Raw genomic sequence first — 22554 nt, forward strand, 5'->3', positions numbered from 1 at the left:
ATGGGAAGAGAAAGGAATACAGATTATCAAGGTAGATCCAGTTATATTGCCAGTAAATGTGGTGAAGATAGAAAATGGAAACTATATATAATAGCTGCGGAAGGTGATAAAACTGAATATCAATATTTTAATGCCTTAACAATAAAATATGAAGAAGATTTTCGGCTCAGTAATATTCATGTGGAGTTTATAGATAGAACAGAAGAAGAAGCTGGAAATTCAGATCCTCAATATGTATATAAAACATTACTTAAATTCTATGAGGAATTAAAGGAAAATTACGATCTTCAAGAATCTGATGAATTATGGATGATAATAGATACTGACGACCATGATAATCGTAAACTCACTATTTCTTATTTAGCTCAAAAATGTTGTGAGAATCCTCTGTATAAATTATGTATTAGTAATCCCTGCTTTGAAATTTGGTTAATACTCCACTTCTTTGATTTAGAAATAAGTTTACAAGATTCTATTCCAGGAAATTTAGAAGTTACTAGCTTGAAAGATTATATTCAAAATCAATATATTAAAAAAAGACCAGGAATTTGTAAAAAGTTATGGAATAGGATTCATCAAACTAAGAAGCAACCATCTTATGCACAACTAATACAATATATTCCAGAAGCAATTACCAGAGCAAAAATACTTGGTGAATGTAACCCCAATGATCCAGACTATCCAGAAAATAAAATTGCTACAGGAGTTTACAAGTTGCTAGAAAAATTAACACAACTTTCTATGAATCTAGAGAGTTAAGAGATTTTTAAATTAGCTGCTACCTTGTTTAAAAATGATGAATTTATATTTATGGTTAGTATTATTTATTTCCTCAGCACAGACTTGTTGCCAAATGAATGGTAGTCCTCTAATTGTGCTTAATTGTTCTGGACGCGGTGATATTTAAATTACATTAAACTTTTGTGGGAAGGGCAAAGAAAGATGCACGCCCATGAAAAAATCCCCCACCTTACGGCAGGGGACTTTTATTAACCTACAAAACTAGTAGCGGAATTAACCGAACTTACCAGCAGTGGAGGCAATCAAGAACGCCGCGTAGGTCACGACGTAGCCGACAGTGAAGTGGGCTAGACCTACCAAACGAGCTTGAACAATGGACAAAGCAACGGGCTTGTCTTTCCAGCGAACCAAGTTAGCTAGAGGAGTACGCTCGTGCGCCCAAACAAGGGTTTCAATCAACTCTTGCCAGTAACCTCTCCAAGAAATCAGGAACATGAAACCAGTTGCCCAAACAAGGTGTCCAAATAGGAACATCCAAGCCCAAACAGACAGGTTATTCACGCCGTAAGGATTGTATCCGTTAATCAACTGAGCCGAGTTAGCCCAGAGATAGTCACGGAACCAGCCCATGAGATATGTAGAGTTTTCGTTAAACTGAGCAACGTTACCTTGCCAAATACCTAGATGTTTCCAGTGCCAGTAGAAGGTTACCCAACCAATGGTGTTCAACATCCAGAACATCGCTAGGTAGAAAGAGTCCCAAGCTGAGATGTCGCAAGTACCGCCACGGCCTGGACCGTCGCAAGGGAACGCATAGCCGAAGTCCTTTTTATCGGGCATCAACTTGGAACCACGAGCGTCCAAAGCACCTTTAACAAGTACCAAGGTGGTGGTGTGAATAGCCAAAGCGAATGCGTGGTGAACCAAGAAGTCGCCAGGGCCAATTGTTAAGAATAGGGAGTTGGTGCCAGAGTTGATGGCATCCAACCAGCCACCCAACCAAACGTTGCCGTAGTTAGGATACGCTGTGTAGGCGATGCTGTCGGGGTTAGACAGCAATGTGTCTAAACCGTAAAGTACTTTACCGTGAGCAGCTTGAATGAATTGTGCGAACACAGGCTCAATCAAGATTTGCTTTTCAGGAGTACCGAAAGCTACTACTACGTCGTTGTGTACATACAAACCGAGGGTATGGAAGCCCAAGAATAGCGATACCCAGCTGAGGTGAGAGATGATCGCTTCTTTGTGCTGTAATATCCGGTCGAGTACGTTGCCTTTGTTTTGTTCGGGGTCGTAGTCACGTACCCAGAAGATGGCGGCGTGGGCAAAAGCACCAACCATCAAGAAGCCAGCAATATACTGGTGGTGTGTGTACAGCGCTGCTTGAGTTGTGTAGTCCTTAGCAATGAATGCGTAAGGAGGCAGAGCGTACATATGCTGCGCTACCAACGAAGTGATAGTTCCTAGTGCCGCTAAAGCTAGTGACAACTGGAAGTGCAGCGAGTTGTTAATGGTGTCGTACAGACCTTGGTGAGGCAGGTTGAATTGACCTTCACTCTTGCTACCAGGTACTAAACCGGATTTGGAGTTCAGCATTTCTTTGATGCTGTGACCAATTCCGAAGTTAGTCCGGTACATATGACCAGCAATAATGAAGATAACTGCGATCGCCAAATGGTGGTGAGCCATATCGGTCAACCACAAGGATTCTGTCTGAGGATGGAAACCACCCAAGAAAGTCAGAATCGCTGTACCTGAACCTTGAGATGTACTAAAAACATGGCTAGCAGTATCAGGGTCAGCAGCGTAAACTCCCCAGTTACCTGTGAAGAACGGTGTCAAACCTGCTGGGTGGGGCAGTGTGGTGAGGAAGTTATCCCAACCAACGTGCTGTCCGCGAGATTCGGGGATAGCAACGTGAATCAAGTGACCAGCCCAAGCCAAAGAACTGACACCAAACAAACCAGCCAAGTGGTGGTTCAGGCGGGGTTCAGCACTCTTAAACCAAGAGAGGCTAGGACGGAACTTGGGTTGTAAGTGCAACCAACCAGCAAATAAGAATAATGCTGACAACAAGAGGAGGAACACAGAACCGGTATATAGTTCGCTGTTCGTCCGCATCCCGATGGTATACCACCAGTGGTAAACACCAGAGTAAGCAATGTTTACAGGATTGCTAGCGCCACCTTGGGTAAATGCTTCAATTGCAGGTTGACCAAAGTGGGGGTCCCAAATCGCATGGGCGATGGGACGGACATGAAGGGGATCTTTAATCCACTGTTCAAAGTTACCTTGCCAGGCTACGTGGAACAGGAGGCTGGAAGCCCACAGGAAAATGATTGCCAAGTGACCGAAGTGAGTGGCGAAAATCTTTTGGTAAAGATTCTCTTCAGTCATGCCATCGTGGCTTTCAAAGTCGTTTCCTGTAGCGATCGCATACCATATCCGACGGGTAGTCGGGTCCTGTGCGAGATCCTGGCTAAATTTTGGAAATTTCGTTGCCATAGGTTTGAGAAATCCTCTGACTTTTAGCCATCAGGTGTCATCTTTTGAAGTTCTGAGCTTTGAGTCCTAGGTTTTGAGCTTTGATCACTCAGCACCCAGCACTCAGCCCTCAGCACTTCTGAAGTGAATTGCTACCCTACTGAAAGGATGTGTGCGTGGAAGAATGCCCAGGTGGTCACAATTCCTCCTAAGAGGTAGTGAGCTACACCTACAGCTCGTCCCTGAATGATGCTCAGAGCGCGAGGCTGAATTGCTGGTGCTACTTTCAGCTTATTGTGCGCCCAAACAATGGACTCAATTAGTTCTTGCCAGTAGCCGCGACCGCTGAACAGGAACATTAAGCTGAATGCCCATACAAAGTGAGCGCCTAAGAAGAGTAGACCATAAGCAGATAAAGCACTGCCGTAGGAGTTGATTACTTGTGAAGCTTGCGCCCACAGGAAGTCACGCAACCAGCCGTTGATGGTGATGGCACTTTGGGCAAAGTTACCACCAGTAATGTGAGACACATTACCTGCTGCATCTACTGTTCCCCAGACATCTGATTGCATTTTCCAACTGAAGTGGAAGATCACAATCGATAGGGAGTTGTACATCCAAAATAATCCGAGGAACACGTGGTCCCAACCAGATACTTGGCAAGTACCGCCACGGCCTGGACCGTCGCAAGGGAAGCGGAAGCCTAAGTTTGCCTTGTCTGGAATCAGACGAGAACTACGGGCGTATAACACACCCTTGAGCAGAATCAGAACGGTGACGTGAATGGTGAAGGCGTGGATGTGGTGAACTAAAAAGTCCGCTGTACCCAAAGCAATAGGCATCATTGCCACTTTGCCGCCGACAGCCAAAATACCGCCGCCAAAAGCATAACTAACTGGCTCTATGGCATTAGGAGCAGTACCACCAGGTGCTAGAGTGTGCAGATTTTGCACCCACTGAGCAAATACTGGCTGCAACTGAATTGCCGAGTCAGAGAACATATCTTGAGGACGACCCAAGGCACGCATTGTATCGTTGTGGATGTACAGTCCAAAGCTGTGGAAGCCCAAGAAAATACACACCCAATTCAGATGGGAAATGATAGCATCCCGGTGACGAATCACACGATCTAGCACGTTGTTTTGGTTCACCACAGGATCGTAATCCCGCACCATAAATATGGCTGCGTGAGCCGCACCACCAACAATCAAGAAGCCACCTATCCACATATGATGTGTGAATATACACAATTGCGTCGCGTAATCCGTTGCCAAGTAAGGATACGGAGGCATTGCGTACATATGGTGAGCAATGATGATGGTCAGTGAACCCAAGAAAGCAAGGTTAGTTGCCAACTGAGCGTGCCAGGATGTGGTCAGGTTTTCATACAAACCTTTATGACCTTCTCCTGTGAAGGGACCTTTATGGTTTTCCAGGATTTCTTTAATACTGTGACCGATACCCCAGTTGGTACGGTACATATGACCAGCAATGATGAACAGAACCGCGATCGCCAAATGGTGATGGGCAATATCGGTCATCCACAAGCCGCCTGTTACAGGGTTCAAACCGCCCTTGAAGGTAAGGAAGTCAGCATACTGACCCCAATTCAAGGTGAAGAATGGTGTTAACCCACTAGCAAAGCTGGGATACAAATCTGTCAACAAGTCTTTGTTCAGAATGAACTCGTGGGGCAAAGGTATATCTTTAACAGCTACACCCGCATCCATGAGTTTGTTGATTGGTGCTGACACATGGATTAGGTGTCCAGTCCATCCCAAGGAACCACAACCCAGCAATACTGCCAAGTGATGATTCAGCATTGACTCAACATTCTGGAACCATTCCAGTTTGGGAGCGCGCTTGTGGTAATGGAACCAACCAGCAAATAAGAACAATGCTGCTAGTACCAAGCCGCCAATAGCTGTGACATAAAGCTGGAATGAGCTTGTGATCCCCCAGCCGCGCCATACTTGGAACAAGCCAGAGGTGATCTGAATACCGCGGAATCCACCGCCGACATCACCATTTAAAATGTCTTGTCCAACAATGGGCCAAACTACTTGAGCGCTGGGACTCACATTGAGTGGGTCGCTTAACCAAGCTTCGTAATTCGAGAATTTAGCGCCGTGGAATAACATCCCGCTCAACCAAATCGCTACTACGGACAAATGTCCGAAGTGTGCCGCGAAGATTTTACGAGAAATGTCTTCTAAATCGCTTGTATGTGTATCAAAGTCATGGGCGAGGGCATGAAGATTCCAAATCCAGGTGGTGGTTTTGGGACCTTTGGCTAAGGATCTGTCGAAGTGTCCTGGCTTTGCCCATCTTTCAAATGAGGTAGGAACCGGATCTTTATCAACTATGACTCTTGCCTTCTTTTCCTCTCGCTCCGGAGGACTAATCGTCATTCGACCTCCTCTCTTAGTAAGGAATGAGGAATCATAAATACCACAAAGTTAAACCTAGTCGCAAACTACAGAATTCCTGGAGCAGTGATGAAGACTCTATGTGGAAGTTTGTTTCTGTTGAATTATAGAGTCATTACAGGTGCATTGTTAAATACATTTTAACAATAATTCAAATTAGCCCAAATAATTGCTCTACAAGCTTTTTATCTCCCAACTTTTTAGCGAAAAGTCAAGGGTTTATTCATTTAATTTACAAAGGATAACAATTCGTATAACTTATGGTTTAACCTTATGTAGCGGGTGTTACAGCTATATATTCCTGAAAATTTTGTGCCTGTTTCAATTGCTACGATAAAAAACTGGAAAAAATTATTAATTATTTTAAACTTAGCTGAGAAAATCAAAATAAAATGTTATGCGGTTTGGAAAACATTTCACCTTTTGGGTTATGGTGTCCGATGGACAGTTTAAGCAAAAATAACTTAATCAGTTACCGACGACCAACCATCACTAGGATGAAATGCATGAAATCGTGGCAGCCAGGGGTGTTAAACCAGATATTTTCTCTGAGATTTACTATTTTGCAGTGGCTGATGACATTGGTGCTGGTATTGAGTTTAACCAGTTGTGGTGAAAAAGCGGGTAGCCAAGAAGTGCCTATTCAGAGAAATAACCCGCCCAAAATTTCTCAGATTTCTCAGCAATTTTCCGAAGTTTCCCCACCAGAGGTAATTCAAGAACTACGCCTCAGTTTGGAAAATTATCGACCCCAGGTCACAATCGTGTCTCCCCAACCTGATGAAGTTCTCCAAGACAATACAGTTACAGTCAGCTTTCAGGTAAAAGATATACCAATATTTAAAGATCCTGATTTGGAATTAGGCCCGCATCTACACGTAATCCTGGATAACCAACCTTATATAGCTGTTTACGATGTAAACAAGCCTCTAGTTTTACCAGAAGTTTCCCCAGGTACACATACCCTGCGTGTCTTTGCTTCTCGTCCTTGGCACGAAAGCTTTAAAAATGAAGGTGCTTACGCCCAGACAACATTTCATATTTTCACAAAAACTGAGGATAATAACCCTGATCCGACTCTGCCAGTGTTAACCTACAGTCGTCCTAAAGGCAGTTATGGGGCAGAACCAATCCTACTAGACTTTTATTTAACTAACGCGCCTCTGCGCCTTGTCGCTGAGAACAACCCCAACGATACAATCAGCGATTGGCGCATTCGTTGCACAATTAATAATGAAAGCTTCATTTTGGATCGTTGGCAAGCTATTTACCTCAAGGGCTTCAAACCTGGGAATAACTGGGTAAAATTAGAATTCCTCGATAATCAGGGAAATCCTGTAAAAAATGCGTTTAATACCACAGCCAGACTGATTAATTATCAGCCCAAGGGTAAAGACACACTGTCGAGAATTGTCAGAGGAGAATTAAAAGCGGATCAGGCGCGTAGCATTGTAGACCCGAATTACACTGCTAAGAAACCAGTGACTGAACCCATACCTACTCCCACTGTTGAAAAAACACCGTCACCACAGCCCCAGATTATTCCGGAAACGGAAGTTCCAGAAACACCCCCAACCGAATCACAACCACCTGAGCTAAAAGTTACACCTGAAGAACTGGAAGAAAAAGTAGCTGAACCAGAAAAACCCAAGTCAGAGGGATTTTTCAAACGTCGTTCAGTCCGGACAATGGAACCGTCACCGAGTTTACCCCCGACACTACCAGAGGTTATTGAGTCACCACAACCTGAGATAACTCCCAAGCCTCTAGTTGAAGAACTGGAAAAAGTAACTCAACCAGAAACACCAAAATCTAGTGAGTCAACTGCATCTGAACAACAGCCAGAGGTAATGCCAACAGGTGAATCAACACCGTTACCTACAAAAATTGCTCCCGATCCTGAAAAACTGGGATTAAAAAGATATTTCCAACGGCGACAGATCCCAAATGTTAAACCATCACCTGGTGTGCCTCCAGTAGTTCCAGAAACTACGCCTATACCAGAACCAGAGGAAAAGGCTGGGGAATATAAAGTCACCAGTATGGAGGAATAACAGCAACGCTGAGTCGCGATCGCACTTTCTAAATTTTCTACCAAATATCAGGCGGGATTTTGGGAAGCGATCGCCTTCGGCGGGCGGTTACGCCATCGCACTCTCATTGGGTACTATTATTTACATCCTCATACTAATACCAAAGGATACTCCATGTCTCCCCGTGTCAGAGCGCCGCAACTACCACAAAATTACACTTGGCTCAACACTGATAAACCCTTGTCTCTCAAAGAACTCAAAGGTAGAGTCGTAATTTTGGACTTTTGGACATACTGTTGTATTAATTGTCTGCATATTCTGCCAGATTTGAAATATTTAGAACAAAAATATCAAGATAGCCTCACCGTCATCGGCGTACACTCAGCCAAATTTGACAACGAAAAAGAAATTGAGAATATTCGCCAAGCCATCCTGCGCTACGACATCGAACATCCAGTGTTAGTTGACCGTGATTTTCGGGTGTGGGAAGAGTATGCTGTACGTGCTTGGCCTACCTTCATGATCATTGATCCAGAAGGTTACGTAATTGGTGATCTTTCAGGTGAAGGCAAGCGTGACACTTTAGACAAGTTAATTCAGCAGTTAATTAGTCAACACCAAGCAAAAGGTACGATTAATTTCCAGGAACTCAGCTTAACTTTAGAAAAACAGCGTCAACCATTAACTACACCATTGGCTTTTCCTGGTAAAGTTCTCGCCACTCCCGCTGGCTTATTCATCGCTGATTCTGGACATCATCGTCTGGTGATGAGTAACTACGAAGGAAAAATTCTACACATAATTGGAACAGGAAAATCTGGCTTAACCGATGGTGCATTTAACGAAGCGCAGTTTTTCGCACCCCAGGGAATGGCATTTGATCAAGAAAATCAAATTCTCTACGTTGCTGATACAGAAAATCATAGCCTGCGGCAAGTTGACCTCAAACTTCAAGTAGTCACAACCATCGCCGGAACTGGTAAACAAAGCCACAATATCCGTCCTCATGGTGGTAATGGATTAGAAACGTCTTTAAATTCCCCTTGGGATCTCGTGCAATTAGGACAAACCCTATTTATTGCAATGGCCGGGTCACATCAAATTTGGCAAATGAACTTAGAGAGCGGCATCGTTAAAACCTATGCTGGTACTGGTGCAGAAGCTTGTATAGACGGTTTAATTACCGAATCAGTTTTTGCCCAACCCAGTGGAATCACTACCAATGGACAAGAATTATATATTGCTGATAGTGAAGTAAGTTCAATTCGTGGCGTGGGACTGAAAGAACCGCAGCAAGTCAGAACCATTTGTGGTAGTGGACAGTTATTTGGTTTTGGTGATGTTGATGGACAAGGTGAAAATGTCCGGTTGCAGCATTGCTTAGGAGTTGAATATGCCCAGAATTATCTGTGGGTAGCAGATACCTACAACCACAAAATTAAATTAGTTAGTCCCAGTACAGGTAATTGTCAAACAGTTTTGGGAGATGGTTCTGCGGGTTTACAAAACGGTCAAGGTCAGAATACACGTTTCTTTGAACCTTCGGGGCTGAGTGTTATGGGTGACCATCTATATATTAGTGATACGAATAACCACGCTATCCGTCGGGTAGATTTGAATAGCTTTGAAGTGACAACTTTAGAATTTTCTGGTTTGTGTGCGCCTGATGTGTGTATTCCAGATGAACACAGATAAATACAAAAACCTCTGCGTATCTCCGCGCCCCTCTGAGTTGAAAAAATCATAAAATTAATTTATACAAATTTCTTATACGACACTTACTTTAATCAAATAGAAAATTTACTGAAAAATTAAAACTAATAATCAGCAAATATTACAATACAAGCTTATTACTTCAGCAATGTACTCTCACAGAATCATGTCCTTGATTGATCACCGATGTATTTACAAGTACGATGTAAAAAAAATATCATTGAACTGTCGTAATCTCTTCCATAAAAAATCAGCGAATGCATGGTAAGTTTTAAATCCATCGTATTCCGTTCAAGGGTCGCCCCATGTATCTGCACAATTTACACACCCAACACCTTGAGGAATTAGTCAAGAGTAGTAGTATTGATTTACACCTAGCAAAACTTAATTTTCAATCTCTCCAAGACGCATCAGCCTATGAGTATCTGTTAATTTCTGAGCATCTTCCCCGTACAAACACTGGTATGGTAAAAAATGCTTGGTTACAGCGCTATAATCATGTCACAGCAGGCGGTTGGTGGTGTTCTGGTCTAGATCCTCTAAATAATTGGCAATCAATGGAATGGGGCTGTTTTAAACCAAACCAACCCAGAATTAATCACAATGGCAAATCCATCAAGTACGAACATCCACCCAGCACACCCACAAGAGTATTTTGTCTGCGGGTAACACTAAAAATTTGGCAGCAAGTCTCTCAACGGTATAATCTAGCCATGCCCAGCAGTATCAATGTTGATTCTCATGGAGCTGCTGAAGGGTTTTGGCAATGGGTAATGAAACAAAATATACCCGTAATTATTTGCGAAGGTGTCAAAAAAGCAGCAGCACTATTAACACAAGGATACGCTGCGATCGCCATTCCGGGAATTACCAGTGGTTATCGGGTTGTCAAAGATATATTTGGTAAAGTCACAAGTCGCCAACTGATTCCCGACTTAGCAGCATTCGCAATCACAAAACGCCCCTTTTATATTTGCTTTGACTTTGAAACTCAACCGAGAAAAATTGCTGCTATCAATAACGCCATTTCCCAACTAGGTTGTTTATTCCAAGAAAAAAAATGCCCAGTCAAAGTTATCGAACTTCCAGGAATAGAAAAAGGTGTTGATGAGTTAATTGTTGCTAAAGGCGCAAGTGCTTTCGATAAAGTTTATCGCCAAAGTGCTGATTTAGAGATTTATTTAGCCCAAAGCAAACCCCATACTCAGTTAACGATTCCGGCTGCACTCACAGTCAACTGTCCTTACTTAGAAGAAGTATCTTATCCCACGGCGGGATTAGTGGGAGTAAAATCAGCCAAAGGCACAGGAAAAACTACAGCACTGCAAACTATTGTTAATCAAGCCAAAGCTATCAATCGACCTATATTATTAATTACACACAGAATTCAATTAGGTCGGTTTTTGTGTAAAAAAATTGGTATTGAATGGGGATTTAATTATAGTGAGCTTTTAATGCTAGCAGATAAAGCTTTACCTATGAGCAGCGACCTATTACAAAAAACTAAATCTTTCGGTTTATGTGTTGATTCTATTTGGAAACTCAACCCCCAAGATTGGCAAGGGGCAATATTAATTCTAGATGAAGTTGAACAATCTTTGTGGCATCTACTCAACAGTAATACTTGTAAACATAAACGAGTCAAAATTCTCAAATTATTTCAACAACTAATTTCCACAGTTTTGACAACAGGGGGGTTAGTAATTGCCCAAGATGCTGACTTATCAGATGTGTCTTTAGAATATTTACAAAGATTATCAGGAATTAAAATAACGCCTTGGGTGCTGTTAAATCAATGGAAACCGCAGAAAGGCTGGAACGTGACTTTCTATGATTCTCCTAACCCCACACCGTTGATTCATAAACTAGAATTAGATTTAATAGCAGGGCTTAAATGTTACGTTACTACAGATAGCCGATCTGGGCGTTATAGTTGCGAAACAATTGAAGGCTACCTCAAAGAGCGTTTAAAAAAATTACGGCAGCAATTTCCCAAATCATTGGTTATTAGTAGTCGCACAACCAGCACACCTGGTCATCCAGCCGTTGATTTTGTTGGAGATATTAATCAAAAAATTCCTGAATATGATACAGTTTTTGTTACTCCTAGCCTTGGTACAGGAATTAGTATTGATGTCCAACACTTCGACCGAGTTTATGGAATTTTTCAAGGAGTAATTCCTGACTCAGAAGCACGACAAGCATTAGCCAGAGTCCGAGATGATGTCCCTCGGATTGTTTGGTGTGCCAAGCGAGGAATAGGCTTAATTGGGAGTGGGAGTACAAATTATCGATTACTATCTGATTGGTATCAAGAAAATCAAAAAGAAAACTTAGCCTTGCTGAGTCCGTTACATAAAATAGATGTAGATTTGCCGTTAGTTTATGACCCAATACATTTGCGGACTTGGGCAAAGTTATCTGCTAGGGTAAATGCTTCGATTCGTCTATATCGCCAATCAATGCAAGATGGTTTAATAGCAGATGGACATCAAATTTGGTTGCGAAGTAATGCTGTCCACAATAATATTGTGAGAGATTTACGCCTAGCATTTTTGGCAACAGATTCCGAGGATGTAGCCAACCGCAAAAGATTAGTTGTAGAAATCGTGAAAGTGCAAAGAGATTGGGCAGAGAAGCGTCAAAAAGCTAAAGATATTAAATGCCAAATTAGAGAGATTAAGCAGCAACATCAATTATCAGCCGCGACTGCTGTAACCACAGCGCGAGATATTAATTATGTAGAATATGAGCAACTATTAAAGAAACATTCTCTTTCAGAAACAGAACGTCACCAAATTGATAAATATACCCTCAGACAAAGATATGGTATTCCAGTCACTCCTGGATTAAAGTTGCGGGATGATAAAGGGTACTATTTTCAATTACTGATTCACTATTATCTCACACATGAAAGCGAGTATTTTCATGTCAGAGATCAGCAAGAATGGCATCAACAATTATTGTGGGGTGATGGAAAAGTTTTTCTACCAGATTTAAAAACTTATACCTGCAAGGTTGAAGCTATGAGAGCATTGGGAATGCTGCATTTATTAGAACCAGAAAGGAAATTTACAGAACATCATCCTGATTTACTTTTGCTTAAAGATGTTGCTTCTCAACATAGTAAACATATTAAAAGAGTGCTAGGTATTGATTTAGTCAGAGGAAAAGAAAGTATTTCAGCAATAAAAATACTCAGCCGATTATTAAATTTATTAGGTTTGAAATTAAAACGAGAGGATGAAACATATCAAATAGATTCAGAGACATTCTATGATGGTAGGGAAAAAATATTTACAATTTGGCATCAACGAGATGAATTAATGTTGGCTGGTATCAATAATTTTGACCGTAAAACGGCTAATCATTATCCCAAATTAAAGGTTGAGTCTGGGAAGAATCAATATGTCGCGGTAAACAATTAAAGAACCTCACCCCAACCCTCTCCTTCTCCCTTGGCGCTAGCCTCTCCCTTTGGGAGAAGAGGGAGACGCTACGCGAAAGTAAGGAGAGGGAGCAAGAATCTGCTTTCTGCTTAATAAATGGGGGTCGATTTAGATTAAGCAACTTGAAAATTCGTTGCTTCTTCCATTGGTTCATAACTATAATTTAGCTGTTCAATTCCCCGGTCAATTAAATCTAAACCTTGCTGCACTGTTTCAATTAAACTTAGCTTTCCCCGCAACTCAGCCGCACCGACAAAACCTTTCGCGTACCAAGTCATGTGCTTACGGGCTTGACGGACACCGCGATCGCCTTTATATTCCCATAATGCCTGTAAATGATCCTTGGCACATTCCAAAAGCTGAATTGAGTTTGGTGGCGGTAACATTTCCCCGGTTTTCAAGAAATGGTCGATTTCTCCCACCAAAAATGGATAACCCAAAGTCCCACGAGAACACATTACCCCATCAGCACCAGTTTCTTCCAAACATCTCACAGCCGCTTCCACTGAGAAAATATCCCCATTCCCAATCACCGGAATAGAAAGTATTTCTTTCACACGGGTAATCCACTCCCATCGAGCATTACCATTGTACCCTTGAGCGCGGGTGCGTCCATGCACTGTAATCATTTGCGCCCCAGCATCTTCCATCCGCTTGGCAAAATCAAGAATCGTGATTTCCTGATCATTCCAGCCAATGCGGGTTTTTACCGTAACTGGGACATTAACGGCTTTCACTACCTCTCGCACAATCGCTTCAGCAACTTCTGGTTGACGTAATAAAGATGAACCGCCACCATTTTTAGTAATTTTATTGACCGGACACCCCATATTAATATCAATAGTGTCAGCACCCTCGGCAACAGCCTTAATTGCGGCTTCTGCCAAAAAATCCGGGCGACAATCAAATAGCTGAATACTGATTGGTCGTTCCCTGGGGTCTACCTCCATAATTTTGGGTAACTCTTTCACATAGTGCAACCCCGTAGCATTTACCATTTCTGTATACAACATCGAATCTGGCGCATAGCGACGCACCAGACGACGAAACACCATATCTGTCACCCCAGATAAAGGCGACTGAAGCACTCGACTTTTGACCTCAAAGGAGCCGATTTTCAGGGGTTCCGAGAGTTTAGCTTTTAAAGTAGGAGATAGTGTAAGCATAGAATTTAAACTGTGAAAATTAAAGATGCTGATGGTATTTAGGATTATTTACGCGCCTTTAATCCCCTTGTGCAGCTTGCCTAACTTGTTCTAAATTTAAATCTAACGCCTGGGCAATTTGCTCAACTGTCAAACCCAACGCCAATAATCGAGATACTGCTGCTAATTTAGCTTTCAAACTACCTTCTTGCAAGCCTTCTTGTAAGCCTTCTTGCAAGCCTTCTTGTAAGCCTTCTTGTTTAGCTTCTTGATAAACTCGTGTTTTTTTCAAATCGCTCAACCCAAACATTTCTTCAATCTCCTTTCGACTCATTGTGGGAAACTTATAAACCAAGATTGTCTCTATTAATTGTAGTAACTGCTGCCGTTTTGGTTCAGCGTTAATCTCTTGCTGGCTTCTGTCTATTAATTCCCTAGCAGTGATAATTGCTGTATTTTTATTCTCAACTATTAATTTAATAGTAGCAATCCCAATCGGCAATGATACTGTTTCCCCTAATTCATCTAGATAAATGCGGGTAACACGCTGGCTGGTGAAAAATTCGCTGTAATTATTGATATCTGAAGTATCAAGGCTGCGCGTGGGATAAATTACTACTCCTCGCCATGAGTTTTTAGGTTGATTTTGCCGCAAATATAAATATATTTCCGAAAATAGGCGCGAATAAATTTCTGTGTCATTTTGGAACTGAACCTCAACAAAGTAGATGGGGTTGTGTTCGTCTTGTGTCGGCAGAAAAACGCCATCTATACGAAATGCCGTTTGCTTAATTTCTATTGAAGCGAATGTGTAAGTTTCAGCAAGCTGGGGTGAATTACCAATTAATTCAAAAAAAATACTGGGCAATTCTTGAAAAAGGCGATAAAAAATACTGTCGGTTTTCACTCTTGATGTAGTACTGAAATTTGCGTTCTTGCGATTTTACCTCTGATGGGTGAGCATTATCTATTCATTCAGCATAGTAGTACTTATGTACTAACTAAATTTAGTTTGTAGAGGATAAGTGTGATTTGACCGTGTTATTGGCTATATAGAGCCTTTTTTTGACTATTTATCCTGAGTAAATCTAGGGTTTATTACACCTAAAGACGGCAAACACCACTTTGAGATTACGGTTCACCCTAATTGCTGAAAGTATTAATTCTCATACATTAGACAGAGTGAAAGTAAATTTCTCAATGAACCCACTAAATACATCCTTTAAAATTAACCGTCCCGTCCAAGGTTCGGGAAACCCTCCTTCATGGACTGGCTATAACTGAAGTTCTCAGTATATATATCAGGATAACTTGAGGTTTTAACCCCAGGAAAGCCGAATTAAAGGTTGTTAATGCTGAACTGACTGTCTTTTGAAACCAATTGGTTCAAGATTTAGTCCCTTATATTCCCATTCATTCATTTGTAGTTATACGGAGCCAATACTTAAAATGGCAAAAGTTGTTGGAATTGACTTAGGTACCACAAACTCTTGCGTAGCAGTTATGGAAGGTGGTAAACCCACTGTTATTGCTAACGCGGAAGGTTTTCGGACTACACCATCAGTAGTGGCATTTGCCAAAAATGGCGATAACTTAGTTGGTCAAATCGCTAAACGCCAGGGTGTGATGAACCCTGAAAATACGTTTTACTCTGTTAAACGCTTTCTGGGACGACGCTACGACGAAGTTGGTAACGAGTCTACGGAAGTTTCTTACAAAGTCCTGAGCAGCAACGGCAATGTCAAGTTAGATTGTCCGATTGTTGGTAAACCGTTTGCCCCTGAAGAAATTTCTGCAAAAGTTCTTCGCAAGCTTGTCGAAGATGCCAGCAAATATTTGGGTGAAACTGTAACCCAAGCTGTAATCACTGTTCCAGCATACTTTAATGATTCTCAGCGACAAGCGACCAAAGACGCTGGTAAGATAGCAGGCATTGAAGTTCTGCGGATTATCAACGAACCTACCGCCGCTTCTCTAGCTTATGGTTTTGATAAGAAGAGCAACGAAACTATCTTGGTATTTGACCTTGGTGGTGGTACTTTCGACGTATCCATCCTAGAAGTAGGTGATGGTGTATTTGAAGTGCTAGCTACTTCTGGTGATACTCACCTGGGTGGTGACGACTTCGATAAGAAAATCGTTGATTTCTTGGCTGAACAATTCAGAAAAGCAGAAGGAATTGACCTGCGTCAAGATAAACAAGCTTTACAACGTTTGACTGAAGCGGCAGAAAAAGCTAAAATTGAGCTTTCTAGCGTTTCTCAAGCGGAAATCAACTTGCCATTTATAACGGCTACCCAGGATGGACCCAAGCACCTGGATACAACTTTAACCCGTGCTAAGTTTGAAGAACTCTGCTCGGACTTAATCGACCGTTGCCGCATTCCTGTGGAAAACGCAATTCGGGATGCTAAATTAAGCAGAGCCGATATTAATGAAGTTGTACTAGTTGGTGGTTCTACCCGGATTCCCGCCGTGCAACAGGTGGTGAAGCAGGTACTAGGTAAAGACCCCAACCAAAGCGTTAACCCTGATGAAGTTGTGGCAGTTGGCGCGGCTATTCAAGCAGGTGTGTTAGCGGGTGATGTCACAGGCATCTTACTATTAGATGTATCTCCACTGTCTTTGGGTGTAGAAACCTTGGGCGGTGTGATGACTAAGATTATCCCCCGGAATACTACAATCCCCACAAAGAAATCGGAAGTCTTCTCTACAGCTGTGGATGGACAAACCAATGTGGAAATTCACGTGCTTCAAGGTGAGCGTGAGTTCTCAAATGATAACAAGAGCTTAGGAACCTTCAGACTTGATGGTATTCCTCCCGCACCACGTGGTGTACCACAAATTGAAGTTACCTTTGATATTGATGCCAACGGTATTCTCAATGTTACCGCTAAGGACAAAGGCACTGGTAAGGAACAGTCCATCAGCATTACTGGCGCTTCGACTTTGGATAAATCCGACGTTGACCGCATGGTGCAAGAAGCTGAACGAAATGCTTCTTCTGATAAAGAACGTCGGGAAAGAATTGAACGCAAGAACCAAGCCGATTCTTTGGCGTACCAAGCCGAGAAGCAGCTGCAAGAATTAGGTGATAAAGTTCCTGAAGCTGACAAGACGAAGGTGGAAGGTTTGGTGAAAGATGTACGTGAAGCCGTTGCCAAAGAAGACGACGAGCAAATCAAGAAGCTGACACCAGAATTACAACAAGCATTGTTTGCGGTTGGTAGTAACATCTATCAGCAAGCAGGTGGTGATGCGGCTCCTGGTGCTGAACCTCAAGATGGTGGCCCTACTCCTCCTGGTAGCGGTGATGATGTGATTGACGCTGATTTCACTGAAAGCAAGTAGTTTTCAATATTGCCCCCTGTTAATATTTTTCCCATCCAAGCTGATGCCTGGGTGGGATTTTTTTATCTATCTCTAGATTTTTTGATCTATATCTATAAGAGTAAGTATGGCTAGGCCACCCCAGCTATTATTAATCAAATCATGTTTTTACGCCAAGGAGAAAATAAATAAAATACTAACCCATCCTCAATATCTCTGTAGTTAAGTTTTCCATTCAGGAAATCGATATGTCTTACCCTTCAGCACCTTGGATTCTTAAAGGTGATGCTATTCAAACTCTGCATTTGGTGAATATTGACCAAGTGCGATCGCTTGTTCCGCCAGAGTTAAATATTATTTCTGTATGGCCTGGTAAAACTTTCGGTGGTCTGTATTTATCCAAATATGGCTCAGGTTCGGTGCTGGAGTACAGTGAGTTAATTTTTGCCCCTGCTGTGGTAATTTATCAAGGTAAAATCGGCGTTTGGGTATCCCACATTTATGTAGATCATGGGGATTCTGTCGCTGGTGGTCGGGAGATTTGGGGACTACCCAAGGAACTAGCTAATTTTAGCTGGAAAGGAAAAGGTGTTATTGTCCGTCAAGGCGATAGCCTGCTGTGTACTCTCAACTATGATCAGCAAAATCTAGCATGGCGGCAACGGTTAGGCGCTGCTAGTTTCAGTAAAATCGGGACTAATTTGCTCATATTTAACTTTAAATTTGAGGGTCGTTTGGGTTTGGTGGGTTCCAAGTTAGAAATTGCTGCTGAAAGTCCTTTTGCTGGCTTAGGTTTAACTCAGCCTTTGGTAACTGTGGGTTGTGAACAGATGACTTTACGGGTGGATGCGCCCAAAGTTGTAGGACAGAGGACAGCTTAATTTATCGGGGAAAGCAGCAGAGAAAGCAGTGCGATTTTGTTAGGGGCTAAAAATTAGGGGTATAAATCACAGCTTCAAGAGTGCGATCGCATCGCAGTGAAATAGCTTCGTGATTTTACGCAAAACCGACTATAGCAACCCATCAAAAATAATGAAAAATTTAGTGACTGGCATTCTGAATGAAAATACAAAATTGCTGATCAAATCATCTCCAATATATCGAGTTTTCTATAACAAAACTCATGCAAATAAGCTAGCTGTTGAAGGCAAAAGACTTGATATTTGTGCGAATGAATTTGCTATTTATTTGCTTCATTCTGGGAGGAAAAAATATGTCCTGCGGGATAAAGTATGCTTAGAAATTGGCAGTGGATGGTTACTGACTCACTCATTGCTTTTTTACCTTCTGGGAGCTAAAAAAATTTATGCCACGGATTTAGAACCTTTATTACAGAGCGACTATATTTCAAATGCTGTGTGTAGGTCGGTAGAGTGGAGTATCATAGACAGCTTATCTACATTTGAAGATCGTGAACTCATACAATATCGTCTCAACAAATTGCTGTCAGTAAAAAAGTTCACTGTCGAAAAATTACAAGAATTCGGCATTGAATACATTGCTCCTATCGATTTATGTCAAAGAATGCCTAATGAAGAAAAATTAGATTTTATCTTTTCTAAATCGGTGTTAGAACACGTACCAATTGATGATATAGTACCACTTTTCCAAAGTCTTGTAAGTGGAATGTCTGAAGATGGTTTTATGTTTCATCTCATTCATTTGTCTGATCACAGGGATTTATCCAATAAACCATTTGATTTTTTAATTTATTCACAAGAGGAATATCCTAGATCCTTACAAACAAGGTGGGGAAATCGAATTCGACGCAGCCAATGGCGACAGCTATTTTATAAGTTCACAGAGTTAGACTTTAAATTTGTGTTTGAATGGTCATGCAATGATAAAAAGTTACCAGACAAAATTGACTCTTGTATTCAATATATAGATGAAGAAGACCTGAGAGTTTCTCACATCGGTGTCTATATGACTCGTAAAAATAAAAAATAATTACGATCGCGATCGCAGCGCCAGTTTTCCGAATTAAGTTATATTTAGCACTTTCCGTAACAGTGCCTGATCTTCTACTTTAACTTTCAACCGACCATTTTCTACATCGCGAATCCAGCTTTGGCTTTTACCTGTTAGCTTTGCTAACTCCCGCTGGGATAGCTGCAAATTTTTTCGCGCCTCTAAAATCTGTTCTCCAGGTAAATCGCTGTTGATTTTGGTCTTTCTTCTGCTCTTCACAGTTCGCCGTGGTTTTTTGTGCGATTCCGAAATGCACTGTTCCCATTCTGACGGTAGTTCAAAAGACAAAATTCGCGCATTCATCAGCAGATTCCACTTACCACGGGGGCCTGAATCTGTGAGGCGATTGTTACCACCACCATCATTAATCCAAAATTCTAAAGCTTCTTCTGGATCTTCGGGAATACCCATCAACTTCGCCCACAAGGGTTGAATTTCTAAAGGGTAAGTTACTGGATCAAAAATGGGTTTAATGCCATGATGATTGAGAATTTCTAAATCACTTTCAAAAGTGCGTAGTAAACGCTTACGTTCTTCCCGTTGTCTAGAGGCAATGGTAACTTTTGCTTCACCATAAGCAATGCGGAGTAATGTAGGAATAGTAATGCGTTGTTCTTTACCCATTTTGGTTTTAAACAGCAACCACAGCATCAATCGTACTGCTCCTTCATGCTGCTGCCAAATGCTCATAACAGTTGTTAATAGCGTTTTGGGTAAACTGCCATATTGATAAAATGCAGTTCGCTCTTTACACGCTTGTTTGTTTAAGAAATACTGCGCCCATACTCCGGCTTTTACTTTAAAAGTTAATCCGACTAAATATTTGCACCCCAAATCATCTTCTTGAAAGTGATGCTGAATATTGATTAAGTGCCACAAACGGCTCCCGGTCACCGAAAATCCTTGCAGACGACCTTGCTGAGGCCAATCAATGGAAATCATCAAGGAACAAGCTTGCTGGACAATATTTTTCATTAAGGCTAGCTTGGCATTTTTACTTAAGTCCTTGCGCTTTTCTAAGCCTAAATATTTCTCAATTTGGCGTTCGTCAATGGCAAATTCTTGTTCCCAAGGTTGCTCTAAGGATGTAGCATAGGCAGCAAACATGAGATGAATGCAAGTAGCTCTAATATCAAGTGCGGCAATTGCAGCTAATTCAGTTATACTGTTGCTGGTGTGAGCGTTGACTGGAAATGGGTCTTGGAGATGAAAGGCGATCGCACCCCGTCCTTGTTTAACTTTTCTGGCATAAGACAGGTAACCTTCTTGATTGATTTCCCAATTTAGGGATGTACGTTGTGCCAAGACGTTGCAAGCTTCCCAAATCACAATCGCTGAAGCAAAGGGATTATTCTGACCATTGGCAAATAAATCTGGGCTAGCTGCATCTCTCGGCTCAACTTTGCATCTGCCTTTTTTGGCTTGCCAAGGGATGGGCGAATTAGTTGGACAAACTATAACACATTGCGGTTCAGGATAATAGCCTTCACAGTTATTACAAAGAACAGGGTCGATCCAGTATTCATCGTTCTCTATTTTGATTGCACCCGTAGGACATTGGGGGCGGCAGTTGTCACATCCAACGCAATTGTTGTTAGGAATTGTATAAGGCATACGGATATCGGGCTTCTTCCCACTCTAATTGTTGAGATGTTTGGCTTAAGTCTCCCCTGGATGTTTCTTGGCTATTTATCACTGGCCACCAAATTATTTTTTCAGCAAAAATAATCTCTATTTGCTCTAATAATTCCCCACATCCATATTTTAATTACACATCTAATTGCCAGATATTTCCGGCTTTTAATGATAGCTTTAGATTACTTCGTTATAGAATTTTCTAGTTTATAGAAGTCCGAATTTATCTGTGTAGTCTACGGCAAGCCACGACCTGTCTACATTTCTGGTCAATTAATTATTGCTGTACTTCATTGAGGAGGAAATTGCTATATTAACTATACATTTCATAAATAATTAGCAGAGTTTGTTCATAATGAGCTAGGAAAGTTTTTTTAAGGCTTTACTTAAAGATTTGCTTCCAAACTGTTTCTGCTAACCTTAAAGCATTACCCAAAGTGTTTTTGGAGAACATAGATGTATTTGCCTAGGAGAATTCATTTCCTTTATTAATAATTTTAATATTTATTATGGTCAAAATTTCTGTTACTAACTATACATTTATATGAATGTATGAAGAAAGGAAGAAGATGGTTTTTAAATTCCCAAAATTAAGGCGTTAAAATTAAGTCGAAAACAGGTATTTTTATTTTATAAATGACAAAACTAAAATTCACCAATGTAATTAATGAACATATAAAATGTATCGTAAAATACTGTTAGGGATATATTTCTTATTCCTATGAAAGAAAAAATCTCATTATTTTGATCAATAATTTAATTTGCCACATAAATAATCGGTATTGATTTATATTTTTCCACACACAGATTTATTGTTGCTGGAACATAAAATAGCTAGCCAGAGAGGATTATTGGGATTTAACAGGATGTAATTTATATAAAATAAATAATTTATTCTTGAATTTATTCCGAAAATTATTGATAATAAGTTTCATCTAATAGCTAGATTAGCTAAATTCACAGAAGTATTTATCATAAGTCATGAAATTTTAATTCGAGAAAAAATAATTGTTTAACAGTAAAACAAGACAATAATATTGAGTTAGGATGATGATTAAAGTACAAACAAATTGGCAGGCGTTTATTCATGGCACAACTAACAGGATTGACATTTGGAGGTAATCCCTGGACACCTAAATTTGCCCAGGAAATTGACTACGAAAAATGTATCGGCTGTGGCAGATGCTTTAAAATATGTGGTCACAATGTATTATCATTAAAAGCTCTCAACGAAGAGGGAGAATTTGTAGAAGATGAGGAAGATGATGAAATTGAGCGCAAAGTAATGGTTGTGGCTCACCCAGAAAACTGTATTGGTTGTGAGGCTTGTTCACGGATATGTCCCAAGAATTGCTACAGCCATACTGTAGTTGACAATTAAGGATTTGGGAATTTGCTTCAGGTTTTTCTGGTGACAAAGGGTACTCTGAAAATCAAGCATGAAGGCACAAAGCAAGGTAATTAGAGGGGAATTATAGCTACTTACTGTAACTAGCAAAGAGTTCACAGTAAACAGAATTGTAAATCTTAAGTTGTTATTTATTAACAAATTCATACTTGCGGCTAAACTAGTCTGATCAATATTAAGGCTAGTGGTGTCATCTTGGAGTACCTAATTTTTTTT

Annotated in this window: 13 protein-coding genes; 8 read left to right on the forward strand and 5 right to left on the reverse strand. The window is 41.1% G+C overall.

Annotated features, from left to right (window positions below):
• Complete coding sequence (locus AACX33_RS03660; protein WP_193999430.1) at positions 1-759, forward strand: RloB family protein; 759 nt, start codon at positions 1-3, stop codon at positions 757-759.
• Positions 760-1014: 255 nt separating this feature from the next.
• Here the strand turns inward: AACX33_RS03660 and psaB are convergent, their stop codons facing one another.
• The gene (gene psaB, locus AACX33_RS03665) at positions 1015-3246 is read right to left on the reverse strand and encodes a photosystem I core protein PsaB (protein WP_193999432.1); all 2232 of its coding nucleotides are present in this window, start codon (positions 3244-3246) and stop codon (positions 1015-1017) included.
• Positions 3247-3377: 131 nt separating this feature from the next.
• Positions 3378-5636, reverse strand: coding sequence for a photosystem I core protein PsaA (gene psaA / locus AACX33_RS03670; RefSeq protein ID WP_089092778.1), 2259 nt, complete (start codon positions 5634-5636; stop codon positions 3378-3380).
• Between the two features lie 524 nt (positions 5637-6160).
• Between psaA and AACX33_RS03675 the strand changes: the two genes are divergently transcribed.
• The 3 genes from AACX33_RS03675 (at position 6161) to AACX33_RS03685 (ending at position 12828) form a co-directional block, all read left to right on the forward strand.
• Positions 6161-7708 carry a hypothetical protein gene (locus AACX33_RS03675; RefSeq protein WP_193999434.1) on the forward strand — a complete coding sequence of 516 codons (1548 nt, stop codon included), beginning with the start codon at positions 6161-6163 and terminating at the stop codon, positions 7706-7708.
• Positions 7709-7861: 153 nt separating this feature from the next.
• Positions 7862-9382 (forward strand): thioredoxin-like domain-containing protein, encoded by a 1521-nt coding sequence (locus tag AACX33_RS03680; protein WP_193999436.1) that lies wholly within the window; start codon positions 7862-7864, stop codon positions 9380-9382.
• A gap of 323 nt (positions 9383-9705) precedes the next feature.
• Entirely contained in the window at positions 9706-12828 is a 3123-nt protein-coding gene (locus AACX33_RS03685; protein ID WP_193999438.1) for a plasmid replication protein, CyRepA1 family, read from the forward strand.
• A gap of 134 nt (positions 12829-12962) precedes the next feature.
• Here AACX33_RS03685 and dusB read toward each other — a convergent pair whose 3' ends face one another.
• Positions 12963-14015: a tRNA dihydrouridine synthase DusB gene (dusB, locus tag AACX33_RS03690; protein ID WP_193999440.1), complete on the reverse strand. Its 1053-nt coding sequence runs from the start codon at positions 14013-14015 to the stop codon at positions 12963-12965.
• Between the two features lie 58 nt (positions 14016-14073).
• On the reverse strand, positions 14074-14901 hold the full coding sequence (locus AACX33_RS03695) for an Rpn family recombination-promoting nuclease/putative transposase (protein ID WP_193999442.1): 828 nt from the start codon (positions 14899-14901) through the stop codon (positions 14074-14076).
• 542 nt (positions 14902-15443) lie between these two features.
• On the opposite strand from AACX33_RS03695, the gene dnaK reads away from it, so the two are divergent.
• The 3 genes from dnaK (at position 15444) to AACX33_RS03710 (ending at position 19274) form a co-directional block, all read left to right on the forward strand.
• A complete protein-coding gene (gene dnaK / locus AACX33_RS03700) occupies positions 15444-17345 on the forward strand; it encodes a molecular chaperone DnaK (RefSeq protein ID WP_193999444.1) in 1902 nt (633 codons plus the stop codon).
• A gap of 227 nt (positions 17346-17572) precedes the next feature.
• Positions 17573-18205: an acetoacetate decarboxylase family protein gene (locus tag AACX33_RS03705; protein ID WP_193999446.1), complete on the forward strand. Its 633-nt coding sequence runs from the start codon at positions 17573-17575 to the stop codon at positions 18203-18205.
• A 109-nt stretch (positions 18206-18314) separates the two neighbouring features.
• Complete coding sequence (locus AACX33_RS03710; protein WP_193999449.1) at positions 18315-19274, forward strand: hypothetical protein; 960 nt, start codon at positions 18315-18317, stop codon at positions 19272-19274.
• Positions 19275-19307: 33 nt separating this feature from the next.
• Here AACX33_RS03710 and AACX33_RS03715 read toward each other — a convergent pair whose 3' ends face one another.
• The gene (locus AACX33_RS03715; protein WP_193999451.1) at positions 19308-20909 is read right to left on the reverse strand and encodes a helix-turn-helix domain-containing protein; all 1602 of its coding nucleotides are present in this window, start codon (positions 20907-20909) and stop codon (positions 19308-19310) included.
• A 1108-nt stretch (positions 20910-22017) separates the two neighbouring features.
• Here AACX33_RS03715 and fdxB point away from each other — a divergent pair.
• Complete coding sequence (fdxB, locus tag AACX33_RS03720) at positions 22018-22311, forward strand: ferredoxin III, nif-specific (protein WP_193999453.1); 294 nt, start codon at positions 22018-22020, stop codon at positions 22309-22311.
• The last annotated feature ends 243 nt before the right edge of the window (positions 22312-22554 follow it).

This window comes from Nodularia sp. LEGE 04288 (genome assembly GCF_963896525.1).
Taxonomy (GTDB): Bacteria; Cyanobacteriota; Cyanobacteriia; order Cyanobacteriales; family Nostocaceae; genus Nodularia.

Coding starts and splice junctions, on each gene's coding strand:
- AACX33_RS03660 (WP_193999430.1), top strand. CDS start 1: ATGGGAAGAGAAAGGAATACAGATTATCAAGGTAGATCCAGTTATATT.
- psaB (WP_193999432.1), bottom strand. CDS start 3,246: ATGGCAACGAAATTTCCAAAATTTAGCCAGGATCTCGCACAGGACCCG.
- psaA (WP_089092778.1), bottom strand. CDS start 5,636: ATGACGATTAGTCCTCCGGAGCGAGAGGAAAAGAAGGCAAGAGTCATA.
- AACX33_RS03675 (WP_193999434.1), top strand. CDS start 6,161: ATGAAATCGTGGCAGCCAGGGGTGTTAAACCAGATATTTTCTCTGAGA.
- AACX33_RS03680 (WP_193999436.1), top strand. CDS start 7,862: ATGTCTCCCCGTGTCAGAGCGCCGCAACTACCACAAAATTACACTTGG.
- AACX33_RS03685 (WP_193999438.1), top strand. CDS start 9,706: ATGTATCTGCACAATTTACACACCCAACACCTTGAGGAATTAGTCAAG.
- dusB (WP_193999440.1), bottom strand. CDS start 14,015: ATGCTTACACTATCTCCTACTTTAAAAGCTAAACTCTCGGAACCCCTG.
- dnaK (WP_193999444.1), top strand. CDS start 15,444: ATGGCAAAAGTTGTTGGAATTGACTTAGGTACCACAAACTCTTGCGTA.
- AACX33_RS03705 (WP_193999446.1), top strand. CDS start 17,573: ATGTCTTACCCTTCAGCACCTTGGATTCTTAAAGGTGATGCTATTCAA.
- AACX33_RS03715 (WP_193999451.1), bottom strand. CDS start 20,909: ATGCCTTATACAATTCCTAACAACAATTGCGTTGGATGTGACAACTGC.
- fdxB (WP_193999453.1), top strand. CDS start 22,018: ATGGCACAACTAACAGGATTGACATTTGGAGGTAATCCCTGGACACCT.